Origin of the sequence: Bacteroides sp. D22, from assembly GCF_000163675.1 — a bacterium.
GTDB lineage: Bacteria > Bacteroidota > Bacteroidia > Bacteroidales > Bacteroidaceae > Bacteroides > Bacteroides xylanisolvens.
Genome location: NZ_GG774796.1, coordinates 205052 through 225319, shown reverse-complemented (window position 1 = coordinate 225319; position 20268 = coordinate 205052). Strand labels below are relative to the sequence as shown.

The window sequence follows — 20268 nt, the reverse complement described above, 5'->3', positions numbered from 1 at the left end:
ATTGTTTTTAAGCGGTTATACCTAATCTGCGTTCTATATCATCGGGTATATCATACTCGTTATAGTCAAACCATGCTCGCATCAGAAACATATCCCTCCAGTCCGGGGAACAACCAATATCCATCTTGATTTCTTCTTTGGGTTTCAATTTTAGTTTCCCGTCCGAATCAGCTTTCCATGTTTGCAGTTGTTCCAGTTCCCTTATGATTTCTTCCTTATCGGCAGTGCTTATCAAATCCTCATCTATCCCCACTTCCGTAGCGTTTATGTGGTCTGCCAGCTTGTAGCCGCATTGGGTCTGTAGGTTTTGGTAGTTTTCACCATTGAAAGGGGTAGAGTTGTTCACGAATCCCTGAATGTCGCAATTATCCACCACTCCACCGCCTACACCGTCCTCATCAACGATACATTTATGGTTGGGTATTCTATACTTCTTTTGCTTGTTGATTATCCACGTCTGAATATCGGTAGTCTTAGACACGGGAAAACATTGTAGCTCTATGATATGCCAACCGTCCCAAACGGCAAGACGGGCATAGTCAGCTCCGAAGCGTGCAATATCACCTGTAATATAGTTTGTACCTGTCTTGATTGAAATCTTATTCCCGAATATCTCACAGATTGCATCATGTGAACAAAGGGCGTTGGGGTTATCGTCATATTCCCAATTACCTTTCAAAAGACGTTCACGCTTTACTTTATCCTTTGTGGTTTTCAAGCCCTCTATATAATCGGGGTCTATGAATGGATTTTCTTGTACAAGGCAAGCAAGGTAGTACATATATTCGGGCAATTCCCCTTTCTTATCCGGCTTGTAGAATGTATCATACATCCAATTCTTTTTAGGGTTGCACGTAATGAATAACTTTCGCCTCAACCCCAGTTCATTGTTAAGGTGTCGCCCGATACGTGTTTTCAATGTATCATAAGCTCCAAAATTCACCTCGCCACCCTCTTCAATCCAGCCGCCTGTATATTCGATTGAGCCGTAACGCTCATACAGAGGGTCGCCCGGCTTATATTGCAAGTCCAACAAGTCAATGCGTGAACCGTTGAAAAATTCGATATAATTGTATTGCCCGTTATACTTGTACAAGGTATCATCAACCCCGTATTGATTGCAAACCTTGTAAAATGTGATAAGTGTAGATTGTGTGATACGCTTTAACTCGGCACGTCCGATAAACCACTTTGAACCGGGATAACAGAGGCACATAAACAGAAGCCACACCGCACCCGTCCATGATTTTGCACCCCCGGCAGCACCTCCGTACAAAAGTTCAACGTGTTCATTGTCGGTAAGTATCTTCAAAGCGTGTTCTTGCTTCTCATGCTTCAAACCATCCTTTACGGTGATGAAGTCGAAACAACCACGCTTGAAAAGCTCAATCTTCACTGCAAGTGCCATCGGCACGTCTGTAACCTTACTTCGTGCCATTGCCTGCCTTTATTTTTTCCAGCAAGGAATTGTATTGTAGCAACTCATCCGTAGTAAGAGCCGACAAATCCATGCTATTGTTGGTTACTTGTGCGTTTACTTCGCTCTCTATCTGTTGGGTGGGTTTACCGAAAACCCTATCAAACAGACTATCTACCGTATAAGTCCTACCATAGCGAATATCTGCGTTAATGGCAGACACCACATTTAGCACCCACACGGGCGTTTTCTTGTTGGGCGTTCCGTCTTTGTTCTTAACCAACCCCTCCAAAGTTTCGGGCGTACTTTCCATCAAGAAACGGATAACCTTATAGTAGTCCTCTTTGCTCATTTCCGGAGCTACCTTTTTGCCCGTAATATCTTTGATGTATTTATACACGGACGGCTTCCTACCCGAATTTTGGGGTTGGTTATCAGATGAAAATCTATTCCCTATTTTATTTCCTTTCTCAAAAAGTGCCATCCGTTGATTTATCGTTGGTTTATGTGTTCTATAAACACACTTACAAAGTAAAGAAAATCGGATAGCGTGATACCGTCCGATTCCCTTTACCCGGTTAATTATTCTATGATACTCTCTTGTGCCTTGTACTTATCCCAAAACCAAAGGATGGTATCACCGCCCTTTTCGTCTATCATTTCATCGTAGGCATCCAATTCCTCCAAAAGGGCGTTTGCCTTGTCAATTACCGAAGTGAGATGCTTTTGCTGATAATCATCAGCATTCCAAACCTCGATTTCACCATTTAATTGCTGTTTGATTACCTTAATCTCATCAGCGGTTAATTCTATCTTCTCCATGTTGCATTGAATTAATTTAAGCAAAAATACCTCTATAGTTTGTATTTCTTGCAGATTTCCTTTACTTTCTTGGTATATTTATCACTTTTACCATGTATCGCTTTAGTAACGGTTTCAGCCCAGAACTCCGACACATTGGTTTCCGCATACTTTCCATACCCGGATTTCTTATTGTCTTTCTTCCAAGACTTAAATAATTTATTCACTTCCTTTCCAGCCGCTTTTTGGTTTGCCCCTGTCATATTTGCATTCCATGTAGCGTGCGCCAGCTCATGCGTTACGGTATGGGCTACCGCTTTGTTGGTTTTCGTACTCCACCCACTCGCATAGCCTCTCTTGTGTGAGGCTTCCACAGCTTTTTTCGTTTGCATGAAATGCTTTTTGTTAAGGTAAACACCCTCTGACTTCCCATTAGCCGTAACGTGTACGCCATAAGTGCCAGCCGATAGTTCTGCCAACTTTACATTCTTTTGCCTTACACCAAGTACGGAATGATAGCGTGAAATAGCTTCTTTGGTTGCCTTATACAGAGCCGGGTCTTTCATGTTTACCAAAGGCTCAGGCTTACCAACAGAGCCTTTATATGTTGCATCACCCGGTTGCAGTCCTCCACGTGTTCCACTTGAATTTCGTCCCATAATACTTTACTTCTTTTTTGCGTTAATAAAATCTGTGACGTACAACAGCCCATGTTCACGGCAGAACTTCTGAATTTCCGTACCCCCACCATAAACGATAAGGTTTGGTTTTTCAAGCCCGCTTATTTCTTGGGCTACTTGCAAATCAGATTTAAGGCTTTCCATCCAACCGTCCAGCCCACGGGTAAAGAAAGCATTATATCCTTTGGGAATACCCATTTTGTTGTACTCAATAAACTTGTGAGAAACATTCAAGTCAGCATAAACCTTGATTCCGCATTCCTGGAAGTAACGAGAAAGCCAACGTTTCTTGTAAATAAGCTGAATGCCCCACGCTACAGGCGTTTGGTCGTGGCAACTACAATTCGGCTCTACCACCGCCTTGCATCCGCTTGTGAGTAAATTTATCGGGTCTTTGAAAAGAGCCTCAAAGCGATAATCGTCCACATAGAAATGATATGTCGCCACATCTTTACGCAAACGGCTGTTAGCACCCCACGGAGATAAAGGCAATTCTACCTTTCCAGCTTGCATATCCAATAAGAGATTGGGAATTTCAAAGACGTTATCGCTTTCATAAAGAACGTCCTTAAACATGGAACGGTAGAAAGATTCCTTTTCGGCTTCTTCCTCGCTTTGTTCCTCATCGTCCATTTCTTCCTCTGTGCTTTGGTCGGCTTCCGTTTCCTCTGCCTCTTTAGCCGCTTTCTTCTTACCCTTTCCGGGCTTCTCATCATCGGATGGAAAATCAAGCCCAATAAAGCCGAAATCTACATCTTTCCAAAACTCATCCATTTGTAAGGCATTGTAAGCCCAATCGCCATTGTTGATATTATCCCTCAGAATAATATCCTTTTCCTCATCCGGGGTCAGTTCCGAATAAAGAATAACGGGCACATCGGCAAGTTTCAGCTTTCTTGCAGCCTTCAAGCGTTGGTTTCCTGCCAATACCACCAGTTTACCGTCACGCTCCATAACCGCCAAAGGTCGGTGTTTCCAAAAGCCGTTTATCTTTATGGAATCCACCAGCCTTTCAAAGTCATTCTTCGTAATGGTACGTGGATTTTCAGGCAACAAAACCAGCTCCGAAACTTTCTTGTATGTAATCTCACTACATTTCATTCTCAACCTCCGTTTCGTCTTTGGTTTCGTCATTCTCCGAAGAATGGGAATCCGGCATTAATTGTTCCTCATCATCTTCTACACAGAAGCCCTTTCTAAAAAGTTCACAGAACTTCACAAAGCGGTAACGCCTGCGGTACTTCACATATACCAGCTTTGCACCTACGGAATCTTTGCCAATGGCATAGAAAGAACCCCGGTAATCAACGGGCAATGACACCGCACCATAGATACTAACCGAATCATCGGACACGCTCGTAATGGTTGCGTGCCTATCGTATTTGCCATTGATATAAACGTGTATCTTTTCCCCTTGCTTCAAATGCTCTTTTGGGGCAAACCTCCAAAAGTTCCTACCTATATACTCGGTCATGAGCAACAAGGCTAAAAAAAACAGCGTTAATCCGATAAGAATATACATACCCATAGCTTATTTGTTTACTTGGTGAATCATATTGCAAATATACTAAATATGCGTTTATTAAACACATATTTAACCGTAAAAAGAATACTAAAAGCCATAAACCAACATTGCACCATCACGTCCATGCTCATTTGTCTGTTTTTGCCATCCAGTCAAAGCCTTAAACCGTTCTTGTGTCAGCTTGGTTACATTGCGTTTCGGGGCAACCATTTCATACTCCACGCCCAACTCTTTTAGATAATCATCCCATATAGAGGCATCCCGTTTCACAGAGCCTACACCTTGCAACTTCTTACGTTCCATTTCACGGCTCATACGCTCCGTTCCGAACCACGTTCTTTGCCGGGGGTCTTCCACCCTTACAATCACTTTGTCACCTATACCAGCCTTATACTCATCATACAAGGAACGTACACGCTCCATCGCTTTATGTATAGGCAAAGAGCATACTTGAAGTAGGGAACGCTGCTTGCTATCCCAAACAGCGAACCCGGTATTTACACCCGTATCAATCCCTACATAAATCATTATTCAGCCTCCATTTCTCCGTTGGGAATCTGATACAGAATAACGCCCTTAATCTCGTTTGCTTCGGCTCTATCTCCGAAAATCTGAGCCATCATAAGGTTATTAGGCAGATACTTGTACCTCACCTCTTTAATGAGCGGCAAACCTATCGGGGCTTCACTTATCACGTGCAACGTCCATAGCCCATCCTCTTTAGATATGGTTACAAAGGCATTCCTATAGAGGAAAGAACCAACTTTATACACTCCGTAATCATCCACATCGGTAAAATCCGCTTTTGCAGTTTCTTCCAGCTTCTTTATGAAGTCGGGGCGCATACGCTTCTTTTTCTTCTTGAAGTATTCAGGGTAAACCACCATACCTTTGTTCTCTGCGTTGGCTTTCGCCAATTTTGCTTGCAATTCTTCTTTGCTCATAGGTCAAATAAATTTTTATAAAACTCAAAATTTTTGTTTTCTATCTTTATATCTTCCGGGTAATGAGTGGCGCATCCGTACCATTCATTGTAGCATTTAGGACAAAACCAGCAATTTAGCACGGCTACATAATAGCCAGTATTAGAAGTACCGTTACATCTATCGCAAATACCAATACCGCCAATTTTAGCCAACTCGTTTCGGCTCAACTCAATCACCTTAAACCTTTTGGGGTTATCTACTATTTTAGCCATATCAGTATATTGTTTCTTGGTAACTTGAAGTAGGAACTTTCCCGGATAGGATAGCGTTTCCACACGTGATAAGCCCGTTATCTTCATCATAAGAGGGGACAAACACAATAACATCGAATCCGTTGCCTTTCAAATCTTCCTCCACGGCTTTATATGGGGTAAACAGCTCATAGCCTCCACTTGTGTGCAAATCGTTCTCATCACAGCTATTTGTTCGGTGCAATGGGGTAATCTTACACATAAATTTATCGGGGTTGAAAAGCTCTCTCAAACGCTTACCGTCTATATGTGTATCATCTGCCAAAGCAAAGTTTAAGGCATATTTCCTGCCAACAGGCATAGGCAGCGATTTTCCAATTTCTGATATTTCACCAAGTGAAAGCGAACTACCCGAAAACAGATAATTTCTTTCTTCATCATTCGTTGTATTGATGGAGAATTGAAGTCCGGCATCACCCTTATAAAGCTCGTTCTTTATGTAGTAACACCACTTATGTAAGAACTCAACCAGCTTCTTATTTCTCTTTGGCAGCATTGTACTTATAACCGGGTGTACCAAAGAATCGCCTATAAACGGCTCTATGTCCTTCTTTACACTGATTGCATGAAGTAACACATTTGCGTTCCATGTAGGCTCTCCCATACGTGCATAATGTATGTTTAGACGTTTCGTGTGCTTCACTTCCGGGTGTTGCTTGATAGCCGTTAGCACTTCTCCTTTCAAATCATTAAAAGTGGCATTTCTCCCAATACCCACTTTTGGAACATCGCAGAACTTGCAGCCCATAGAGCAACCGTACTGTGTGGAAATGGTAATCACCCATTTTTCAGTAAGAGGCATCGGCTCGCCATTGGGTACACCGTTCAAATCACGGGTAATCCCCAAAAAGTCCGCTTTGATATTAGCGTTCTTACCATAATCTCCAACCGTAAGGAACTCCAACATTCCCTTTTCACCTATAGCGGTATATATTTCGCCCGTAGGCACTACTATCTTCTTTTTAATTTCCATATCTTCAAATCATTAAAATGCAAATACTACTTTTTCGCCATTCATAGCCCTTTTTCGCAGGGTGGGGTATCGCTCATAAACCTTGTTAGTCATATCCTCAATGTCGAATTTGAAAGCTGGGCAATACTTATATCTGAAAGCCGCATAAAAGCGGTCATTCAGCATTATATCAATCATCAGCGTTTTCATGCCATCTATTTACCACAACAAGGTAATTTAGTGTTAAACACGTCTTTCAGCCATTGCTTGTACGGGAGAATTGGTTTACCGTATAAAGTCATATTGGCTTTGTAGTTCTCATACATTTGTTTGCGGAAATCCGCAGGTATTTGTTCCTTTTCTTTTCTCAGTTTCATTTTATGCCCCCTTTCTTGTATTCTCTCATCGCTTGGCTAAGGCTTTCCGTCTTATCCAATAGCCTTGCCAGCTTATCCACGTCCACGATAACCTCACCATCCAAATAAGCCCAAACCTTTCTCAGAGCTTCCGCAATGGCTTTTGCTTCTTTAGAATCTTTCAGAGAATTAAGAACCTCCTTATTGGTAGCTGTAACCCTACCGTTTTCTTTGGCGTTATCCACAGCCGACTTTGCAGCCTTTACTTGTTCTTTCTCACTTCCATAATTGGCGGCAATCTCCTTAGCCGCCTTAACCGACAATTCCCCTTTCATAATCCTTTCTTGAATGTACGGGGGCAAATCCAACAAGGAAAGGCATTTGCTTATGAAAGCCGGGCTTTTCTTGAACTTATCCGCTATCTCAACTTGGCTATATCCAAATTCTTCTTTGAAACGTCTGAACATGATAGCGCACTCGTATTCGGTAAATTTCTTACCCTCGTTACGCATCATCTGTTGAATATACAATTCTTCAGTAGAAGCGTCCTTTCGGGCTTTCATGGCACGAACATAAGGAATATCCGCACCCTCGGATATAGCCAACATGGTAGCCCTATACCTGCGTTCACCATCCACCAATTTATATTTCTCGTTGCCCTCATCATCCTTAAAGGCTATAACCGTCAGAGGATTTAAGACACCCTTTGCCTTTATTTGCTCTTTCAGTTCGTCAAGGTCAAAATCACGTCTTACATTGAAACCGTCCACAACCACGATATTACGGGGGTCAATCAAAAATAGGTCTGTATTCTTCGTTTTATTCGTTTCCATACTACTGTCATTTATTTAGTTCATAGTGCTTACAAAACTTCTTTCTTGCCGTTATCCGCTTCGCCAGTTTATAGCAATACATCTGCATTGACTTAGGCTCGCACCAGTAATATTTGCACTCACTACAATGCTTTATATCATCTTTTCCCATATCAGTACCTAAATGAAGTGAAGTGTAACACAACGCCCTCAAACACGTTACTTTTTGATTCACCAAAGAACCATTCCACAAATTGCTCAACTGTCAGACCATCATTCTTTGCCACTATTTCAATGGGAATTTGTTTACCATCAATCCATATCTGAGGAACGGCATCATCAACACCATAGGTCATAGTAATGTGCTGTAGACCTATTTTATCATACTGGGCAAACTCTCTCTGCTCAGAGTTGTACGGTCTGCCCGTCCATTCACGCACTGAAAGATATTTTTTGCCGGATGCAATATCTTTATATCTCTTATCCCACACGCCATTCTTATTGTAGCGTATAGTATGTATCTTCTTATGCTCTTTTAGTTTGCCCTCAAACTCTGTAGGCTTTCCAGCCAAAGAATGTGTAACTGGGAATACACGGCATAAGGTCACAACCACTTTTTTCTTTTCTGATTTTTGGTGTTGCATAGCTTTATTATTTACTTGGTGTATTACTTTCTGAATAATAAGCAAGCGTTATCACATCCCACATTTCGCTCACAATGGCAAACGAAAATGTCTTATCCGGGTGGGTACTACTTGGCATATCCAGCATTTCTTTTTGTATCGCCTCGTTCCAATAATGGCAATCGGGCGTGTAGTTAGATTGAAAGCTATTAATGCTTGCAATAAGTTCGTTGTAATACGCTTCACCGAAAGCATTAATGAGCTTTGTTTTGTTTCTGAGCGCAAATCTCATTTTCGATAGCTTTTTTGGCTGTAGTGCAGCCGTTCAAACATTTCTTCCATTCTATCAGCAATACGCTCTCCGTACCTGTCGCCAAATTCCTCATCTGCCAAATTGGAAGTGGCTATAGTGAATAGCTGCCTGTCATATCGGGCATAGATTAATTCAGTAACCGGGGAAAACTCGTTGCCCCAACTTTTCACGCTTGCTGGTTCAGTGCCCACATCATCAATAAACAAAAGTTCTTGATTCTTTAGCTTGTTGAAATAAGTCGGGTCATCGGCTATTGACTTGGCAAGGTTCAAAGCTGATATGCGGTACACTCCCTTTCTTTCGGAAGATAAATCACTATTGTACAAGATACCTATAATGTTGCATATCGCCTTTGCAAGCGTGGTTTTACCACTTCCTACCGTACCATACAGAAGCAAGCCGAACTTTCCGTTTCCGCAAAGGAACTTAGCCGCTTTGCCTATCTTTTCCAACGTGGCTTCATCCGAAACATACTTCATGTTTCTGCGCTCAACTTCTGACTGATAACACATCCTTAGCATTTCCGCTATGTCCTGTTCGGGAAACTTCTCAATCTTAAAGCGTGTCCCTAAAAGTCCTCTTTGCGCTTGGTTTGCCAATATCTGTTGCAGCCGTTGTACCAGTTTGTTGTCCATATCTATTCATATTTTCGTAATACTTATCTTTTACCCAGCCCCTAATAGTCAGGTAATCGGATTTATACTTCTTACCCTTAGAACCTTTGTAATTGTTGAGAATATCAATCATCGCTTTAGCGGCTTCTTCGCCATATTCGGTACATAATTTTGCGTATTCATCACGTGTCAAAGTAACGTAATCAGCATAATTGTACTTCTTGGCTTTTGCAATCTTCCGCTGTTGTTCATCAGTCAGTGGCGGTGGATTCTCCGGCAAATCATCGGGAAATAGGTCTGCTTGCGCCCCGTGTTGCGTTTCAGCCGTTGGGGAAGGTGTATGTGGCATTTCTGTCGGTGGCGTTTCCACAAGCGCATCAACTTTGGCTAATATCCGTTTACCCATAGTTACACCACCTTTTTTCCCAGCCTCAGACCGTTTTACCCGTATTGATTCCATCTTAACCATATCAGCGTTGTACAAAGCCCCATCATTCCTTACAGACAATAATTCAGCGTTAATCAATGATTCTATCAGCTCCTTTGTTCCACTTCCGTAGAGGGCTTCTAATTCATCAACCGTGTACGCACCGCCAATAGGTTTCATCATAACCCCACGCTCTATACTCACCCACATACAGCAAAGCATATCCAGCCACAAGCCCTTACAAGCAAATGACAACCTCATAGCCGCATTGTTGGATAACCAAGCGGTGGCATCGAAAGGCATAGGCGGTATGATTTTTTTATTAGCCATATTATGAGCTGTTATAAGTGGGGGATTTCTCCCCCACGATATAGTATTTAGATTTCAAGAATAGCAATGTCCGGGGCAATGGCACGAATGCCGTCTAACACCTCGTCAATACACTTATCTCTATAGTCCTCTGCCAGTTCGTTAGCACCGGGCGAAACAAGTTGCAACAACACATCACCATTAGAAAGATAGTGGTCGAACTCAACTTCAATAGGTGTTTTTGCAGTTCCCTTGAAAATGGCGATGTTAATCGTGAAACTCTTGGGCAAATTACTTTCTACTTGTGAACGGTACACCTCAGCCATAGAGCCGGACGGGTCACGCTGTTTCTGAATTTCTGTCTTGGCGTTAGCCGTGAAGTTCTTTAATACCGAAACGAGCTTCATACAATCCTCTTTTTGCATGAATACGCCACGATTCAAACGCAGGAACTGCCCCAGTTTAGCCGGAATCCAGCCACATTCTCCGTCATTGATACCGAACTTTGAAAAGACTTCCGATAATTCCACCGTACCTACAAAGGTGTTTTTGGTGTAATAATCATCCTCATTCACGGTAAGCGTGATACTCATTTTCTCACGGTTTACCTTAATATTCGCACGCTTTTGGTCGATGGTGTCAATACGCTTTTCCAACCAATCTAACGGAGTTCTGATAACACCTGATACAGAAATACTTTCCGGTTGCTTAATGGGCAATTCGTCCAATGCTTTAGGAGCATTACCAATTCTGTACACTACTTCGATAGGTTTTTCACCCTTGTACTCACCGATGTTCACGGTTAATCCTTTTTCTTGATTTTCCATTTTGAAATGTTTTAATTATTAATACTTAATCGTCTGTACCCGTTTTATCCGCACGGATAGCACGGAACACGTTACGCTGCCTTTCGTCTTGTGTCATGGGGCGTTGTTCCAGCAAATAACCCTCCGGGCTGTAGAAGCCAACCATTTTTTCTTCCTCATCTACAAACTTGAAACAGTCGCCCTTAATCCAATCGCCCCCAGCTTTCAGTTCGTCACGAAGTTTAACTATGCGTTCCTCCAAAGGCTTGATTTTGCCTTTGTAATCGGCTCTGATTTCCGCTAATGATTGTTCCAAATCCGCCTTTTGAATCGCCACGTTAGCGAGGTCTGCCCTCCTTTCGTTGATTTCTTCTTGGTCGAATTTGCGTGTGTAGCTACGCTCTACAATTTGGTCGCAGCTATCACGTAGAATCTGTGCCCTTTGTTCCACCGGGGTATCGGCTAACATGATGTCTTTCATTTCACCTTGTTTTTAGTTAATAATATGTTTAATAAACACACTTTTATTTCAAGCGATTTCCAACGGTAAAGTTGAATTTCAAATATTCAGCCCAAAGTTCAATGAATTGCTGCCCGAAATACTTAGCCTTTTCTTCTGTTTCTTGGCACAAGCGGAACCCAAAGTCCGCAAATGCATACGAGGAACGATGACCCGCATACAGAGAACCGAAACCCGCAGCCGCACCAGCATGCGCAGTAGCAGACAAAAGGGCACCTCTTTGTTCGGGATACATATCATTAATTTCTTTCTTAGTATACAAAGCAAACCACGGATACCAATACACTTTGCTTCCCTCTCCATCCGGCTTTGGCTGGAAATCTCTACCCCACAAAGCTCGACTAATAGTTTCTAATTTCATAAGAGCAACAATATGGGATGGCATATTTACCCTATCACCTCCATTGGTTAAAACTGTGGTAGTATCTCTATTCACACTATCCACTCTTATTGCATCTTGTTTTAACGCCACACAAGCATCCTCATACGTGCGGATAGTCTTGTAATCGTCCAACGTGGGCTTTGCAGCCTCAAACACCTTCTTTCCAAACAGGCTTTCCATAAAATCCTTAACTCCATCACAAGCATTTGCATAAGCTGTTTGCAACTTGCTTTCTTCAATTTCTACTTTCATCTTTCAATGTTTTTAATTTGTTGATAATCTTCTTTGTTAATCTTATTGCGTTATCCACTCTCGTACTTTGTCCGGGTGGAATATTTGCTATCAAAATGGGCACTAAGCGTATCAGCTCAGATACCACGCTGTTAGGTATTCTTTTCATGGCTTCTCCAATATTTATCCGGGTCGGGAATATCCACATTCAGAAACTCTTTGGCGTACTCCCTCAGTTTTTCGCAATAGGTGGAGAATGTCACCGTGTCCATAGTGGCTGTAGAACACGGGAACTCTATAATCTCCCCCGTGTGCTTATTTACCACTTTGTCAGCCGTCATTTGAGCCTTAAAAAACTCATGCACTTGTTCTACTGAAACGAACTCCCAACCAGCTTCCAAAAGAGCGTCTAAAAGGATAGGGTAAATACACCCGAACAACCACCCGTTTTGGTCTAAAGAACGTGGCTTTCTGACTTTCTTAACCTCTATCCTATAAATACCATCCAAAGCGTTACGCATCCATTCGTATAGAGGCTTCAAATCAAATAACCCGTTTCTCTTTTCTACTTGGAGTTTAGCCATATCCTTATGTTCTGTCTAAATCAATCGTTAAACCCGGCTTTGCCGCATAAACCACTTTCCCCGTATGCCTTTCTACCTCCGATATGAAATAAGGCTCATCGCTATTATTCTCGGAAAGGTGTAAAAGCACGATTTCCGAAACATGGGATAAGTCGTTTGCTTCCAAAAAACCCTTGCACGTAGTAAGCTCCATGTGTGAGGTAAGCAGACGTTCACGCTGTGAGGGCAACGTGCGCCCGGCTGTAATCGCCTCAATGAGCTTCTTATCAGAGTAATTGCACTCTATCAGCACATGGTTAAGCCCCTTGAACTGATATTCGCACATACAGCTATCGGTAAGAAATACCATCTTTCCCATATCGGGGTGGTCTATCAGATAGCCGACACATGGCACATCATGGCAAGCAGGAAAAGGAAGTACCTTAAAATTACCCATCTTATAGCCTTTGCCCTCTTTAACCACCAAAGAACGGGAATCCCAAACGCCCTTTGCAGTCCATACCTCCCGTAATGCCAACGTGTGAAATCCACTATCCACCATTGCCTTAATATATTTGGCGTGGTCGTTGTGGGCGTGCGTTACCACACACCCTACAACCTTTCTCAGATTGAAATCCAACGCTTTCTTGACTTCTTGGAAACGGATTCCAGCCTCTATAATCAGAGCTTCATTACCGTTATCCAAAATGTAACAGTTGCCACTACTACTTGAACCAAGAACTATCAGTTTCATACGCTATCAATATCCGGGGTCAATAGTTTCCGCTTGTTGCTCGCTTGACACGCTTTCAAAGCTCACATCTTCCGCATCAATCAACTGTTTGTTTGCGTAATTGTCGGTCAATATTTCACGCTGTGAAGTTTCGTCACCCTCGTAGTCATTGGTGATGGCATTTTGCATTTCTACGGACAAATAGCCGTATTTACTCAGTAAATTACGGATAACGGTTTTTTGTGCCATTCCGTGAAAGTTACCCATCCAACCAACCTTGTTGCTATCGGGAGAAACGGGCAAATTAGCCAAATTCAGCAACTTTTCAACCGTTACATCCTTATCGCTTGTGATGGCTTTACTGTATCGCTTTGCATGGTTTGCCATTTGCTCCACTGTCATGTACAAAGTCTTGCTAAAGCCGTTCATAAGTTCAAAGTAACAGAAATAGCCTATCACCTTATCGCTTTTCCTTTCACCGTCAAAGGCTATTTCCCCGGTCAGTTTGTTTACCTTGCGCAACTCACCATCATACACCACATCCGCATTGATGGTACGGTATTGTCCCGTGCGCATGGCAAGCTGAATATAACCCTTATAGCCCATTTGAAAAGTCGGCTCATACACTTTAATCCAGTTGCCCTTTTCATCCTTTTTGGAGTTTTTGAACGGGATAATGAAAGCATAGCCCAAAGCCTTGTTTATTGGCAAATGTAACGTGGCAGCTTTGAGTGCTTCCATTACCACCTGTTTAGGATTACAGAGTTGCAGATTGCTATCTCCGTTGTATAGGTCAATTACAGAGGCTACGAATGTTGCCGAATTTTTACCAAGCGCATTTTTGAATTGTTCTTGTACGCTTTCGGCATTCATCATGCTTTTAAGAATATCTACAGGCTTTCTTTGAGTAGCTACCTGCCCACCATTTGCAGCCTGTTGTATGGTTGTAGTCGCTTGCTGTGTCATAATCGCAATTATTTAATGGTTAGTTCTTTGTCCGTAGTTACCACCAGCCGGATAATCTGACTGAGTGATGGGATTATTTGATTCACGCTTTCCGCATTATCAACGAAAATCGGTGCAGATACCCCCTTTGCCGTGCAAATGGCATTGATTATATCTATTCCGGCATTGATTTGTCCGGCATTGTTCACGTCAAGGAAAGGTGTACCGTTCACGGTGCATACACACGTCAGTTTTTCGCCTCCGTTCAGTTGTTCGTTCACAAAGGAGAATGATACATATCTGAACATTCCGTTAATGCGTTTCAACAGCTCCGCATCCTTATCCTTTTGGAATTGGAGTGCCGTAAACTCCCATTTTTCAAGGTCTGCCAACTTTTGATTGTTGGCAATGCGCTTTTCTTCCAAAGAAGCGATTTCCTTTTCAGCCCTGCCGATTTGTTCACGGTTTGCCAAACGCTTGTATAAGCCTTGCACGGCTTCATTCAAAGTTCTTTTCTCCGATTGCAGTTCCGACACGTCCACAATCTTTGCATCCACTTTGAGCTGATTTTCAAGTTCGACAATCTCGTTCTTGATGTCAATGCAAGTTCGGTCGGATGCTATCATTGCTTCCACGTTTTGCGCCTCGGGGATAGAAGCCTTTGCTTGTTGAATATCGGCATTGATACGCTCTATCTTTTGTTCCAGCTCCTCGATTTCGGCATTGGTACGGTCTTTAAGCCCTTGCATTTCTTCAAGCCGTTGCTTTTTAGCCATGCCAGCCTCTTTATTCGCTTTCAGACGTGCCGCCTTATTAGCGTTAAAGTTGGCTTGCATTTCACGCTGCTTGGCTTCTATATCCTCAATTTCCAAAGGACGTTTGCAAGTGGGGCAAATAAATTCACCCTCATTATAGGTAAGTTCCTCCTTGCTGATAAATGAAAATTCACCACGCAATGCGGACAATTTGGTATTAAGCTTTTCTATCTCAATATCCATATCCGCAACCGATTGCCTTTTTCTGTCTAAAGAGGCTTTTTCAGTACGCAACGAATATTCCAATTCGTTCAGCTTCAAAGATGCCTCATTGCGCCCTTTGTTAGCTTCTGTAGCGATTTCATTCATTCTACTATTGAGTTGTAGGCGTTTTTCACCTATTTGCTTTTGGATAAAAGCCTTACGTTGATATTCCTGCTCATTCAGCTTTGATTTGTCGGCAATTTGTTCCTCTATCTGCTGAATACGGGCATTTTTATCCTCAATCTCACTATCAATGGCTACCCAATCCTCTTCCTCCGGCATAAGTTTACGAGCCGTTTCTATCTGAGAGGGAATAACTGACAATTCATCTTTGCAAGCCTTTTTCTTGGCGGCTACCTCTTTGGCGTATTGGGCGATGCTCCTGCCGGACAACTGAGCCAGCAACTCCAAATATTCGGGCTTGGTCTGCGCTACGTCTTGGTCGGTAAGCGTTCCTACCATATCCAAAAGGATTTCTTTTTGCGCTTCCGGCTTCATTGATGTAAAGTAGAAAGGGTTGGTTATCATTCGGAAAACATCTTCCGGGATGATGGCAGCTACTTCACTATCATACTCCTTTTTGGTAGCCAACTTAACACCGTTCAAATAGAACTCTGTTGCATGATTCTTTAGGCTTTCTTCCGTAGTTCCACGTGGCTTGACCCAGTTTTCCACATAGCAGCGTTGCAGTGTTACCGTCTTGCCATCCACTGATAGTACACCAGTAACGGAGTGTTCAAGGTGCAAAATAGGCTTGCCGTCCGAATCCAACGTTTTAATGTTGAAATTACTATCCGACCGTCCCGTACTGTCTTTTCCAAAAAGAAGCCAAAGGAATGAATCGAACACAGTTGTTTTGCCCGTACCATTTTCTCCAGCAACCAGCGTTTCCGCATCGGAGAAACCGATATTTAGGCTTCTGATTCCCTTAAAATTCACAAGGGATAATGATTTTAATTTGATTGTTCGCATATCACTTATTAATTATAGAGTTGATTTTCTCTGATTTATCCACTGCCATAAGTTCGGCACGTGAATACAATACTTTGGAATGTATAGAGCTACCGCCACGGATAGTAGAAACTCTGCCGTCTTTTTGCCAGCGTTTCACCCGGCACTCTTGAAACAATCTGTATGCTTCACGTTGTGAAATGAGGTCTTTTGCCGGGATAGTCTGTTTTACATAGTTGGCAGCACCCAAAGAAGCCATTTCCATACAGAGATTCTTTAACTCGTATAGTTCCATCTGAATTGCCATAAGTCAGTCCTTTTTGTAGCGGTTCTTAAAATATTCTCTAACACTTACTATCCCATACTCATTGTCGGTATAGAAAACCCATGCCAGCCAAAAACAAGCCATAGCGGTAAAGAAGTGAAATGAGGCATTACAGAACAATGCCCCAGCAAGGGCAATAATGCCAAGAAGTAGCGTAACGCCACATTGGATAAGGTTTGCTAAAGTTTCTCCTTTCATCGGTGTTGCATTTGTTATTTGAAAAGATTGTTAGTCATAGCATACCGCATAAATTCAGCCATTGAATGTACTCCCACCTTTCGGAAACTGTTTTTTCTATGGTTGTTCACGGTATTTAAAGAGATAAACAGCTTTTCGGCTATTTCTGAATCGTTTTTCCCATCATAGAGCATTCGCATAACTTCTATTTGCCTATCGGACAACTTAGAGTTGAATTTAGGAGCGCAAATAACTTTATCATGTTTGCATTCTCCACGTAATGGACAACCTACAAACTCAAAATTAAAGTTCCAATTCTCATCTACATCAATCATGTTGTCATACAGACCGAAGTTGCATTTAATGAATCTACGCACCGCTATGAAATCCCGATACCTCTTGTTGTTTGAATTTTTAGAGTATATATCCATAAGCGCATCGTATGCTTCGGGATAAAACTCCCTCAGTATAGCCAAGAAAGCTTGGATAAAGTCGGTATCAGTTTCTTTCAACTGCCTTTCGGCTTCTCCGATAGGGCGCATAGTAACTTCACCCTCCGGGGTTGTGTAGAACTCTATAGCTTTCATTCTGTAACAGGAAATAAAATATCGGCTGGAACGCCCAGTTTATCACTAATCATCTTTTGTTTGAGGGCATCCGGCTTTTGTACGCCATGAATCCACATTCGTACCGTCTTGGTACTACACATACACAGAGCCGCTATTTCCTCCACAAACTCAGTTTTTGGAGCTTTTACAGCACTCCTTTCAGGCAATCCTTTGTAAATCTGAATAAAAGACTGATAGTCTTTTTGGGTTACTTTTTTCATTTTCTCTAATTTATATGTTCTACAAACACGCTTTTTGGCTATATTTGTAATGTCATTTATTTAATTACGCAACAAATATAGGCTATATATCCGAATATAACAAAACTTTTTGGATATATTTTCTATTAAAAATATTCTATTTATATGCAACGATTTGATTTAAAGAGGTTTAGGCTTGATAGAAAACTTACTCAAAAGGAGTTGGCAGAGATATTAATGTGTAAACAAAACTATATTTCAAATATAGAAAACGGAATAAAACCTATTTCAAAAGAGAAATTGGATATATTGCAGTCTAAATTCGGTGATATTTCAAAGTATTATTCGGATATATCACCAAAGCAAAATACGATATTAAAAGAAGTCACTCCCGAAGATTTCATGTTTGCTGGTGCTGACGCTTTTTCAAGACAAGTCGTAAAGATGATGAATGACAAGCTGATTGCACCTTATGGAATGTTAGTAGAAAAAGATAAGGAAATAGAACGGTTGAATAGATTGATAGGCAGATTGCAAAACGAAATAGAGGAACTTAAAAAGGGAAGTGCCCAAATGGAGAATCCTGCCGGATGTGCCAATGCCGTATAGTGTTTGGTTTAAAGCAAAGAAAGTATTGATATGGAAAAGTATTACAGAATGGTTATAAACCTCTACAAAGAAGTTCTTTTAATTAACCGGGTAAACCCCGATAGGGTATTAGATGCGCAAAGGGAAATATCCAACGCTATTACTACGGCTATAATAACCAATGAGCCTACAGGTGAATTGGAGTTGCTAAAATCCGATATAGAGAACTTGAAGAGCCATATATCGCAATGAATACCGTTATAAGCAAGCAAATAATGGAAAGGTTCTATAGTGCGCTGGATGCCATTATAGCCATGAAGAAAATAAGAGGAGTAAATACATACTGTAGGCTCAACAACATAGATAGAAGAAATTTTATTGCGCAAAGAAAAGACTTGGAGCGTGGATGGTTTCAATTATCTTGGTTGTATCCTATGGTTAAGGAGTATGGAGTAAGTGCCAAATGGCTGCTTACTGGATTTGGAAGAATGTTTGAAGAACAAAAATAGCCCCATGCAAACATTATTAGTCTGCATAGGGCTATTTCTTACAAACATTCTATATCATAAATTAGCGAGCCATTTCTTGCCTGATTTTGTTCTTAGCCAAATCATAAATGCACCCGTCACGACTATTCCAACGGTAAAGATAGCTCCTAACATTTCCATATCATAAATTAGCTAACCATCTTTTACCGCTTTTGGTTTTAAACCAAATTAAGATTCCAATGCCTATTACTGAGCATATAGAGAAAAACATAATCATAAAATCCATATTTCTATCTTTTTAAAATGTTATAACCTATAGAAGCAAATATATATGTCAGTAGCATTCCTGTTGCGAGCAACACCCCTTGTTTTATCTGAGGCTCATCAATTATCAGCGAAACGCCCCCAACTAAAGCCATAGCCGTAAATACAAGTTTAGCCAAGTCGTAGAAGAATTTTCCAAGCGTTTCCCTACTTGTTCTTTCTTTCTCCTTGACCTCTTTCTTAGCTTCTTGTTGTACGCTCCAATTACCCATATAAACTACTATTTTCTACAAAGGTACAAAATCCCCGTTTATTTGGAAACAAAAACCTATATATTTTTGATACGTCATTATAAATATAACACTGCAAGACTATTTTTATAACAAATAATACACTATATTTGCTGCTGAATTAAAATATCACTAAATAGCATTGGCTATTGTTGTAGGGATTAAGAAAACGACCAAATTTCAGAAACAGCCCTCAGACAATTTGCTAATGCCTGCGCTTTGCGTGGGCATTACTCTTGTATGGGCTGTTAGGTGCTTGGTCGTACCTCTTAATCCTCGGAGTAATCCCACGCTTTCGTGTGTATTACAGTAGCTTGCTAAGTACAACCGTTAAATACACACTTATGAAAACTTTGCTAATGCTTTGCCTGATAGCTTTGATAACAGGATGTAATAGCGACACTCCGCAACGTAAAGCTGAGAAACTAATAAATAGGTATTTGGAGAATAATTTAAAAGACCCTGATAGTTATGAGTGTATGGATATGGGGAAAATAGGAATAGTCACACCTATGTCTAAAGCATTAGTGGAAACCGTTAAAAGAGCAACGGATGGAGAGTTCCCAACAGATAGCATTAACTCAAAATTAGAACAAATCAAAGCTATGTTTGAAAACAAGGGTATAAATCCATACGATACTTTAGCTTGGGAGATTTCCCATAGATATAGAGCCAAAAACTCCTATGGGGGATATGCAATTACTAATTGCACTTATCATTTCAACAAAGATATATCGGACATAATTAGCGTAGAAACAAAATAGAATCTACCAAAGTAAAATTACGGCACTTCCATAAGTGCCTTTTTTTGTTCTTCCCCCACACCCCTATTTCATATATTTACTCTTAATTAACTATATAATATTATATATTAGTATATATTATCCCTTATAACTTGCATAAAATTTTGCCTAAGCAAAAATAGGCTTGTAAATCACTGAACTATAACAGCTTACAAATTTTGCTTAGGCAAACGAAAAAAGGCTATATTTTTGCTTAGGCAAAATAACGCTTATAACACACTGTATTTCAATCATTTGCAAATTTTGCTTAGGCAAAACGCTATTTTTAGGCTTAAAAATAACTATTTATTTGATTATCAGAATATTACA

At 41.2% G+C, this 20268-nt stretch carries 33 protein-coding genes; 4 read left to right on the top strand and 29 right to left on the bottom strand.

Features of this window, described 5'->3' with window-relative positions:
• Positions 1–7: 7 nt before the first annotated feature.
• The 28 genes from HMPREF0106_RS21970 to HMPREF0106_RS22095 form a co-directional block, all read right to left on the bottom strand.
• Positions 8–1438, bottom strand: coding sequence for a phage terminase large subunit (locus HMPREF0106_RS21970; protein WP_008642503.1), 1431 nt, complete (start codon positions 1436–1438; stop codon positions 8–10).
• Positions 1425–1901, bottom strand: a complete 477-nt coding sequence (locus HMPREF0106_RS21975) for a hypothetical protein (protein ID WP_008642501.1) — start codon at positions 1899–1901, stop codon at positions 1425–1427. The genes HMPREF0106_RS21970 and HMPREF0106_RS21975 overlap by 14 nt, the downstream gene beginning before the upstream one ends.
• 98 nt (positions 1902–1999) lie before the next feature.
• The gene (locus tag HMPREF0106_RS21980) at positions 2000–2239 is read right to left on the bottom strand and encodes a hypothetical protein (RefSeq protein WP_005655447.1); all 240 of its coding nucleotides are present in this window, start codon (positions 2237–2239) and stop codon (positions 2000–2002) included.
• Positions 2240–2271: 32 nt separating this feature from the next.
• Positions 2272–2877 carry a hypothetical protein gene (locus tag HMPREF0106_RS21985; RefSeq protein ID WP_005655448.1) on the bottom strand — a complete coding sequence of 202 codons (606 nt, stop codon included), beginning with the start codon at positions 2875–2877 and terminating at the stop codon, positions 2272–2274.
• A gap of 6 nt (positions 2878–2883) precedes the next feature.
• Positions 2884–3999 carry a DUF4417 domain-containing protein gene (locus HMPREF0106_RS21990; RefSeq protein ID WP_005655449.1) on the bottom strand — a complete coding sequence of 372 codons (1116 nt, stop codon included), beginning with the start codon at positions 3997–3999 and terminating at the stop codon, positions 2884–2886.
• Positions 3989–4426: a hypothetical protein gene (locus tag HMPREF0106_RS21995; RefSeq protein WP_005655450.1), complete on the bottom strand. Its 438-nt coding sequence runs from the start codon at positions 4424–4426 to the stop codon at positions 3989–3991. Before HMPREF0106_RS21995 ends, HMPREF0106_RS21990 begins: the two co-directional genes overlap by 11 nt.
• A gap of 84 nt (positions 4427–4510) precedes the next feature.
• Positions 4511–4951, bottom strand: coding sequence for a hypothetical protein (locus HMPREF0106_RS22000; RefSeq protein ID WP_005655451.1), 441 nt, complete (start codon positions 4949–4951; stop codon positions 4511–4513).
• Positions 4951–5367 (bottom strand): hypothetical protein, encoded by a 417-nt coding sequence (locus HMPREF0106_RS22005; RefSeq protein ID WP_005655452.1) that lies wholly within the window; start codon positions 5365–5367, stop codon positions 4951–4953. The genes HMPREF0106_RS22000 and HMPREF0106_RS22005 overlap by 1 nt, the downstream gene beginning before the upstream one ends.
• Complete coding sequence (locus HMPREF0106_RS22010) at positions 5364–5621, bottom strand: hypothetical protein (protein WP_005655453.1); 258 nt, start codon at positions 5619–5621, stop codon at positions 5364–5366. The genes HMPREF0106_RS22005 and HMPREF0106_RS22010 overlap by 4 nt, the downstream gene beginning before the upstream one ends.
• 1 nt (position 5622) lies before the next feature.
• The gene (locus tag HMPREF0106_RS22015) at positions 5623–6633 is read right to left on the bottom strand and encodes a radical SAM protein (protein ID WP_005655454.1); all 1011 of its coding nucleotides are present in this window, start codon (positions 6631–6633) and stop codon (positions 5623–5625) included.
• A gap of 12 nt (positions 6634–6645) precedes the next feature.
• The gene (locus HMPREF0106_RS27330) at positions 6646–6822 is read right to left on the bottom strand and encodes a hypothetical protein (RefSeq protein ID WP_005655456.1); all 177 of its coding nucleotides are present in this window, start codon (positions 6820–6822) and stop codon (positions 6646–6648) included.
• 5 nt (positions 6823–6827) lie between these two features.
• Positions 6828–6989: a hypothetical protein gene (locus tag HMPREF0106_RS27325; RefSeq protein WP_005655457.1), complete on the bottom strand. Its 162-nt coding sequence runs from the start codon at positions 6987–6989 to the stop codon at positions 6828–6830.
• Entirely contained in the window at positions 6986–7801 is an 816-nt protein-coding gene (locus tag HMPREF0106_RS22020; RefSeq protein WP_005655458.1) for a ParB/RepB/Spo0J family partition protein, read from the bottom strand. Before HMPREF0106_RS22020 ends, HMPREF0106_RS27325 begins: the two co-directional genes overlap by 4 nt.
• 152 nt (positions 7802–7953) lie before the next feature.
• Positions 7954–8424 (bottom strand): hypothetical protein, encoded by a 471-nt coding sequence (locus tag HMPREF0106_RS22025; RefSeq protein WP_005655459.1) that lies wholly within the window; start codon positions 8422–8424, stop codon positions 7954–7956.
• Positions 8425–8431: 7 nt separating this feature from the next.
• The gene (locus HMPREF0106_RS22030; protein ID WP_005655461.1) at positions 8432–8695 is read right to left on the bottom strand and encodes a hypothetical protein; all 264 of its coding nucleotides are present in this window, start codon (positions 8693–8695) and stop codon (positions 8432–8434) included.
• Positions 8692–9351, bottom strand: a complete 660-nt coding sequence (locus tag HMPREF0106_RS22035; protein WP_225665232.1) for an AAA family ATPase — start codon at positions 9349–9351, stop codon at positions 8692–8694. Before HMPREF0106_RS22035 ends, HMPREF0106_RS22030 begins: the two co-directional genes overlap by 4 nt.
• On the bottom strand, positions 9272–10060 hold the full coding sequence (locus tag HMPREF0106_RS22040; RefSeq protein ID WP_232286748.1) for a hypothetical protein: 789 nt from the start codon (positions 10058–10060) through the stop codon (positions 9272–9274). Before HMPREF0106_RS22040 ends, HMPREF0106_RS22035 begins: the two co-directional genes overlap by 80 nt.
• Positions 10061–10134: 74 nt before the next feature.
• Entirely contained in the window at positions 10135–10893 is a 759-nt protein-coding gene (locus tag HMPREF0106_RS22045; protein ID WP_005655464.1) for a hypothetical protein, read from the bottom strand.
• Between the two features lie 25 nt (positions 10894–10918).
• Positions 10919–11353 carry a hypothetical protein gene (locus HMPREF0106_RS22050; RefSeq protein ID WP_005655465.1) on the bottom strand — a complete coding sequence of 145 codons (435 nt, stop codon included), beginning with the start codon at positions 11351–11353 and terminating at the stop codon, positions 10919–10921.
• A gap of 43 nt (positions 11354–11396) precedes the next feature.
• Positions 11397–12026, bottom strand: coding sequence for a hypothetical protein (locus HMPREF0106_RS22055; protein ID WP_009038909.1), 630 nt, complete (start codon positions 12024–12026; stop codon positions 11397–11399).
• 131 nt (positions 12027–12157) lie between these two features.
• The gene (locus tag HMPREF0106_RS22060; RefSeq protein WP_007219313.1) at positions 12158–12589 is read right to left on the bottom strand and encodes a hypothetical protein; all 432 of its coding nucleotides are present in this window, start codon (positions 12587–12589) and stop codon (positions 12158–12160) included.
• Between the two features lie 4 nt (positions 12590–12593).
• The gene (locus HMPREF0106_RS22065) at positions 12594–13322 is read right to left on the bottom strand and encodes an MBL fold metallo-hydrolase (RefSeq protein ID WP_008642485.1); all 729 of its coding nucleotides are present in this window, start codon (positions 13320–13322) and stop codon (positions 12594–12596) included.
• Positions 13323–13328: 6 nt separating this feature from the next.
• Positions 13329–14267 (bottom strand): recombinase RecT, encoded by a 939-nt coding sequence (locus HMPREF0106_RS22070; protein ID WP_008642484.1) that lies wholly within the window; start codon positions 14265–14267, stop codon positions 13329–13331.
• 8 nt (positions 14268–14275) lie between these two features.
• Positions 14276–16237, bottom strand: coding sequence for an AAA family ATPase (locus HMPREF0106_RS22075; RefSeq protein ID WP_008642483.1), 1962 nt, complete (start codon positions 16235–16237; stop codon positions 14276–14278).
• Between the two features lies 1 nt (position 16238).
• Positions 16239–16523 (bottom strand): hypothetical protein, encoded by a 285-nt coding sequence (locus HMPREF0106_RS22080; RefSeq protein ID WP_005655479.1) that lies wholly within the window; start codon positions 16521–16523, stop codon positions 16239–16241.
• 3 nt (positions 16524–16526) lie between these two features.
• Complete coding sequence (locus HMPREF0106_RS22085; protein WP_008642482.1) at positions 16527–16739, bottom strand: hypothetical protein; 213 nt, start codon at positions 16737–16739, stop codon at positions 16527–16529.
• A 14-nt stretch (positions 16740–16753) separates the two neighbouring features.
• The gene (locus HMPREF0106_RS22090) at positions 16754–17305 is read right to left on the bottom strand and encodes a helix-turn-helix domain-containing protein (protein WP_005655483.1); all 552 of its coding nucleotides are present in this window, start codon (positions 17303–17305) and stop codon (positions 16754–16756) included.
• Entirely contained in the window at positions 17302–17547 is a 246-nt protein-coding gene (locus HMPREF0106_RS22095; protein ID WP_005655486.1) for a hypothetical protein, read from the bottom strand. The genes HMPREF0106_RS22090 and HMPREF0106_RS22095 overlap by 4 nt, the downstream gene beginning before the upstream one ends.
• Positions 17548–17691: 144 nt before the next feature.
• Here HMPREF0106_RS22095 and HMPREF0106_RS22100 point away from each other — a divergent pair, with 144 nt between their 5' ends.
• From HMPREF0106_RS22100 to HMPREF0106_RS22110, 3 genes are all read left to right on the top strand, one after another.
• Positions 17692–18135 carry a helix-turn-helix domain-containing protein gene (locus HMPREF0106_RS22100; protein ID WP_008642480.1) on the top strand — a complete coding sequence of 148 codons (444 nt, stop codon included), beginning with the start codon at positions 17692–17694 and terminating at the stop codon, positions 18133–18135.
• A gap of 30 nt (positions 18136–18165) precedes the next feature.
• Positions 18166–18366, top strand: a complete 201-nt coding sequence (locus HMPREF0106_RS27645; protein ID WP_005650570.1) for a hypothetical protein — start codon at positions 18166–18168, stop codon at positions 18364–18366.
• A 62-nt stretch (positions 18367–18428) separates the two neighbouring features.
• A complete protein-coding gene (locus tag HMPREF0106_RS22110; RefSeq protein ID WP_225982644.1) occupies positions 18429–18623 on the top strand; it encodes a hypothetical protein in 195 nt (64 codons plus the stop codon).
• A 269-nt stretch (positions 18624–18892) separates the two neighbouring features.
• On the opposite strand, the gene HMPREF0106_RS22115 is transcribed toward HMPREF0106_RS22110, so the two are convergent.
• Positions 18893–19138: a hypothetical protein gene (locus tag HMPREF0106_RS22115; RefSeq protein ID WP_005650576.1), complete on the bottom strand. Its 246-nt coding sequence runs from the start codon at positions 19136–19138 to the stop codon at positions 18893–18895.
• A gap of 362 nt (positions 19139–19500) precedes the next feature.
• Here HMPREF0106_RS22115 and HMPREF0106_RS22120 point away from each other — a divergent pair, with 362 nt between their 5' ends.
• Positions 19501–19920 carry a hypothetical protein gene (locus tag HMPREF0106_RS22120; RefSeq protein ID WP_008642475.1) on the top strand — a complete coding sequence of 140 codons (420 nt, stop codon included), beginning with the start codon at positions 19501–19503 and terminating at the stop codon, positions 19918–19920.
• Positions 19921–20268: the final 348 nt, after the last annotated feature.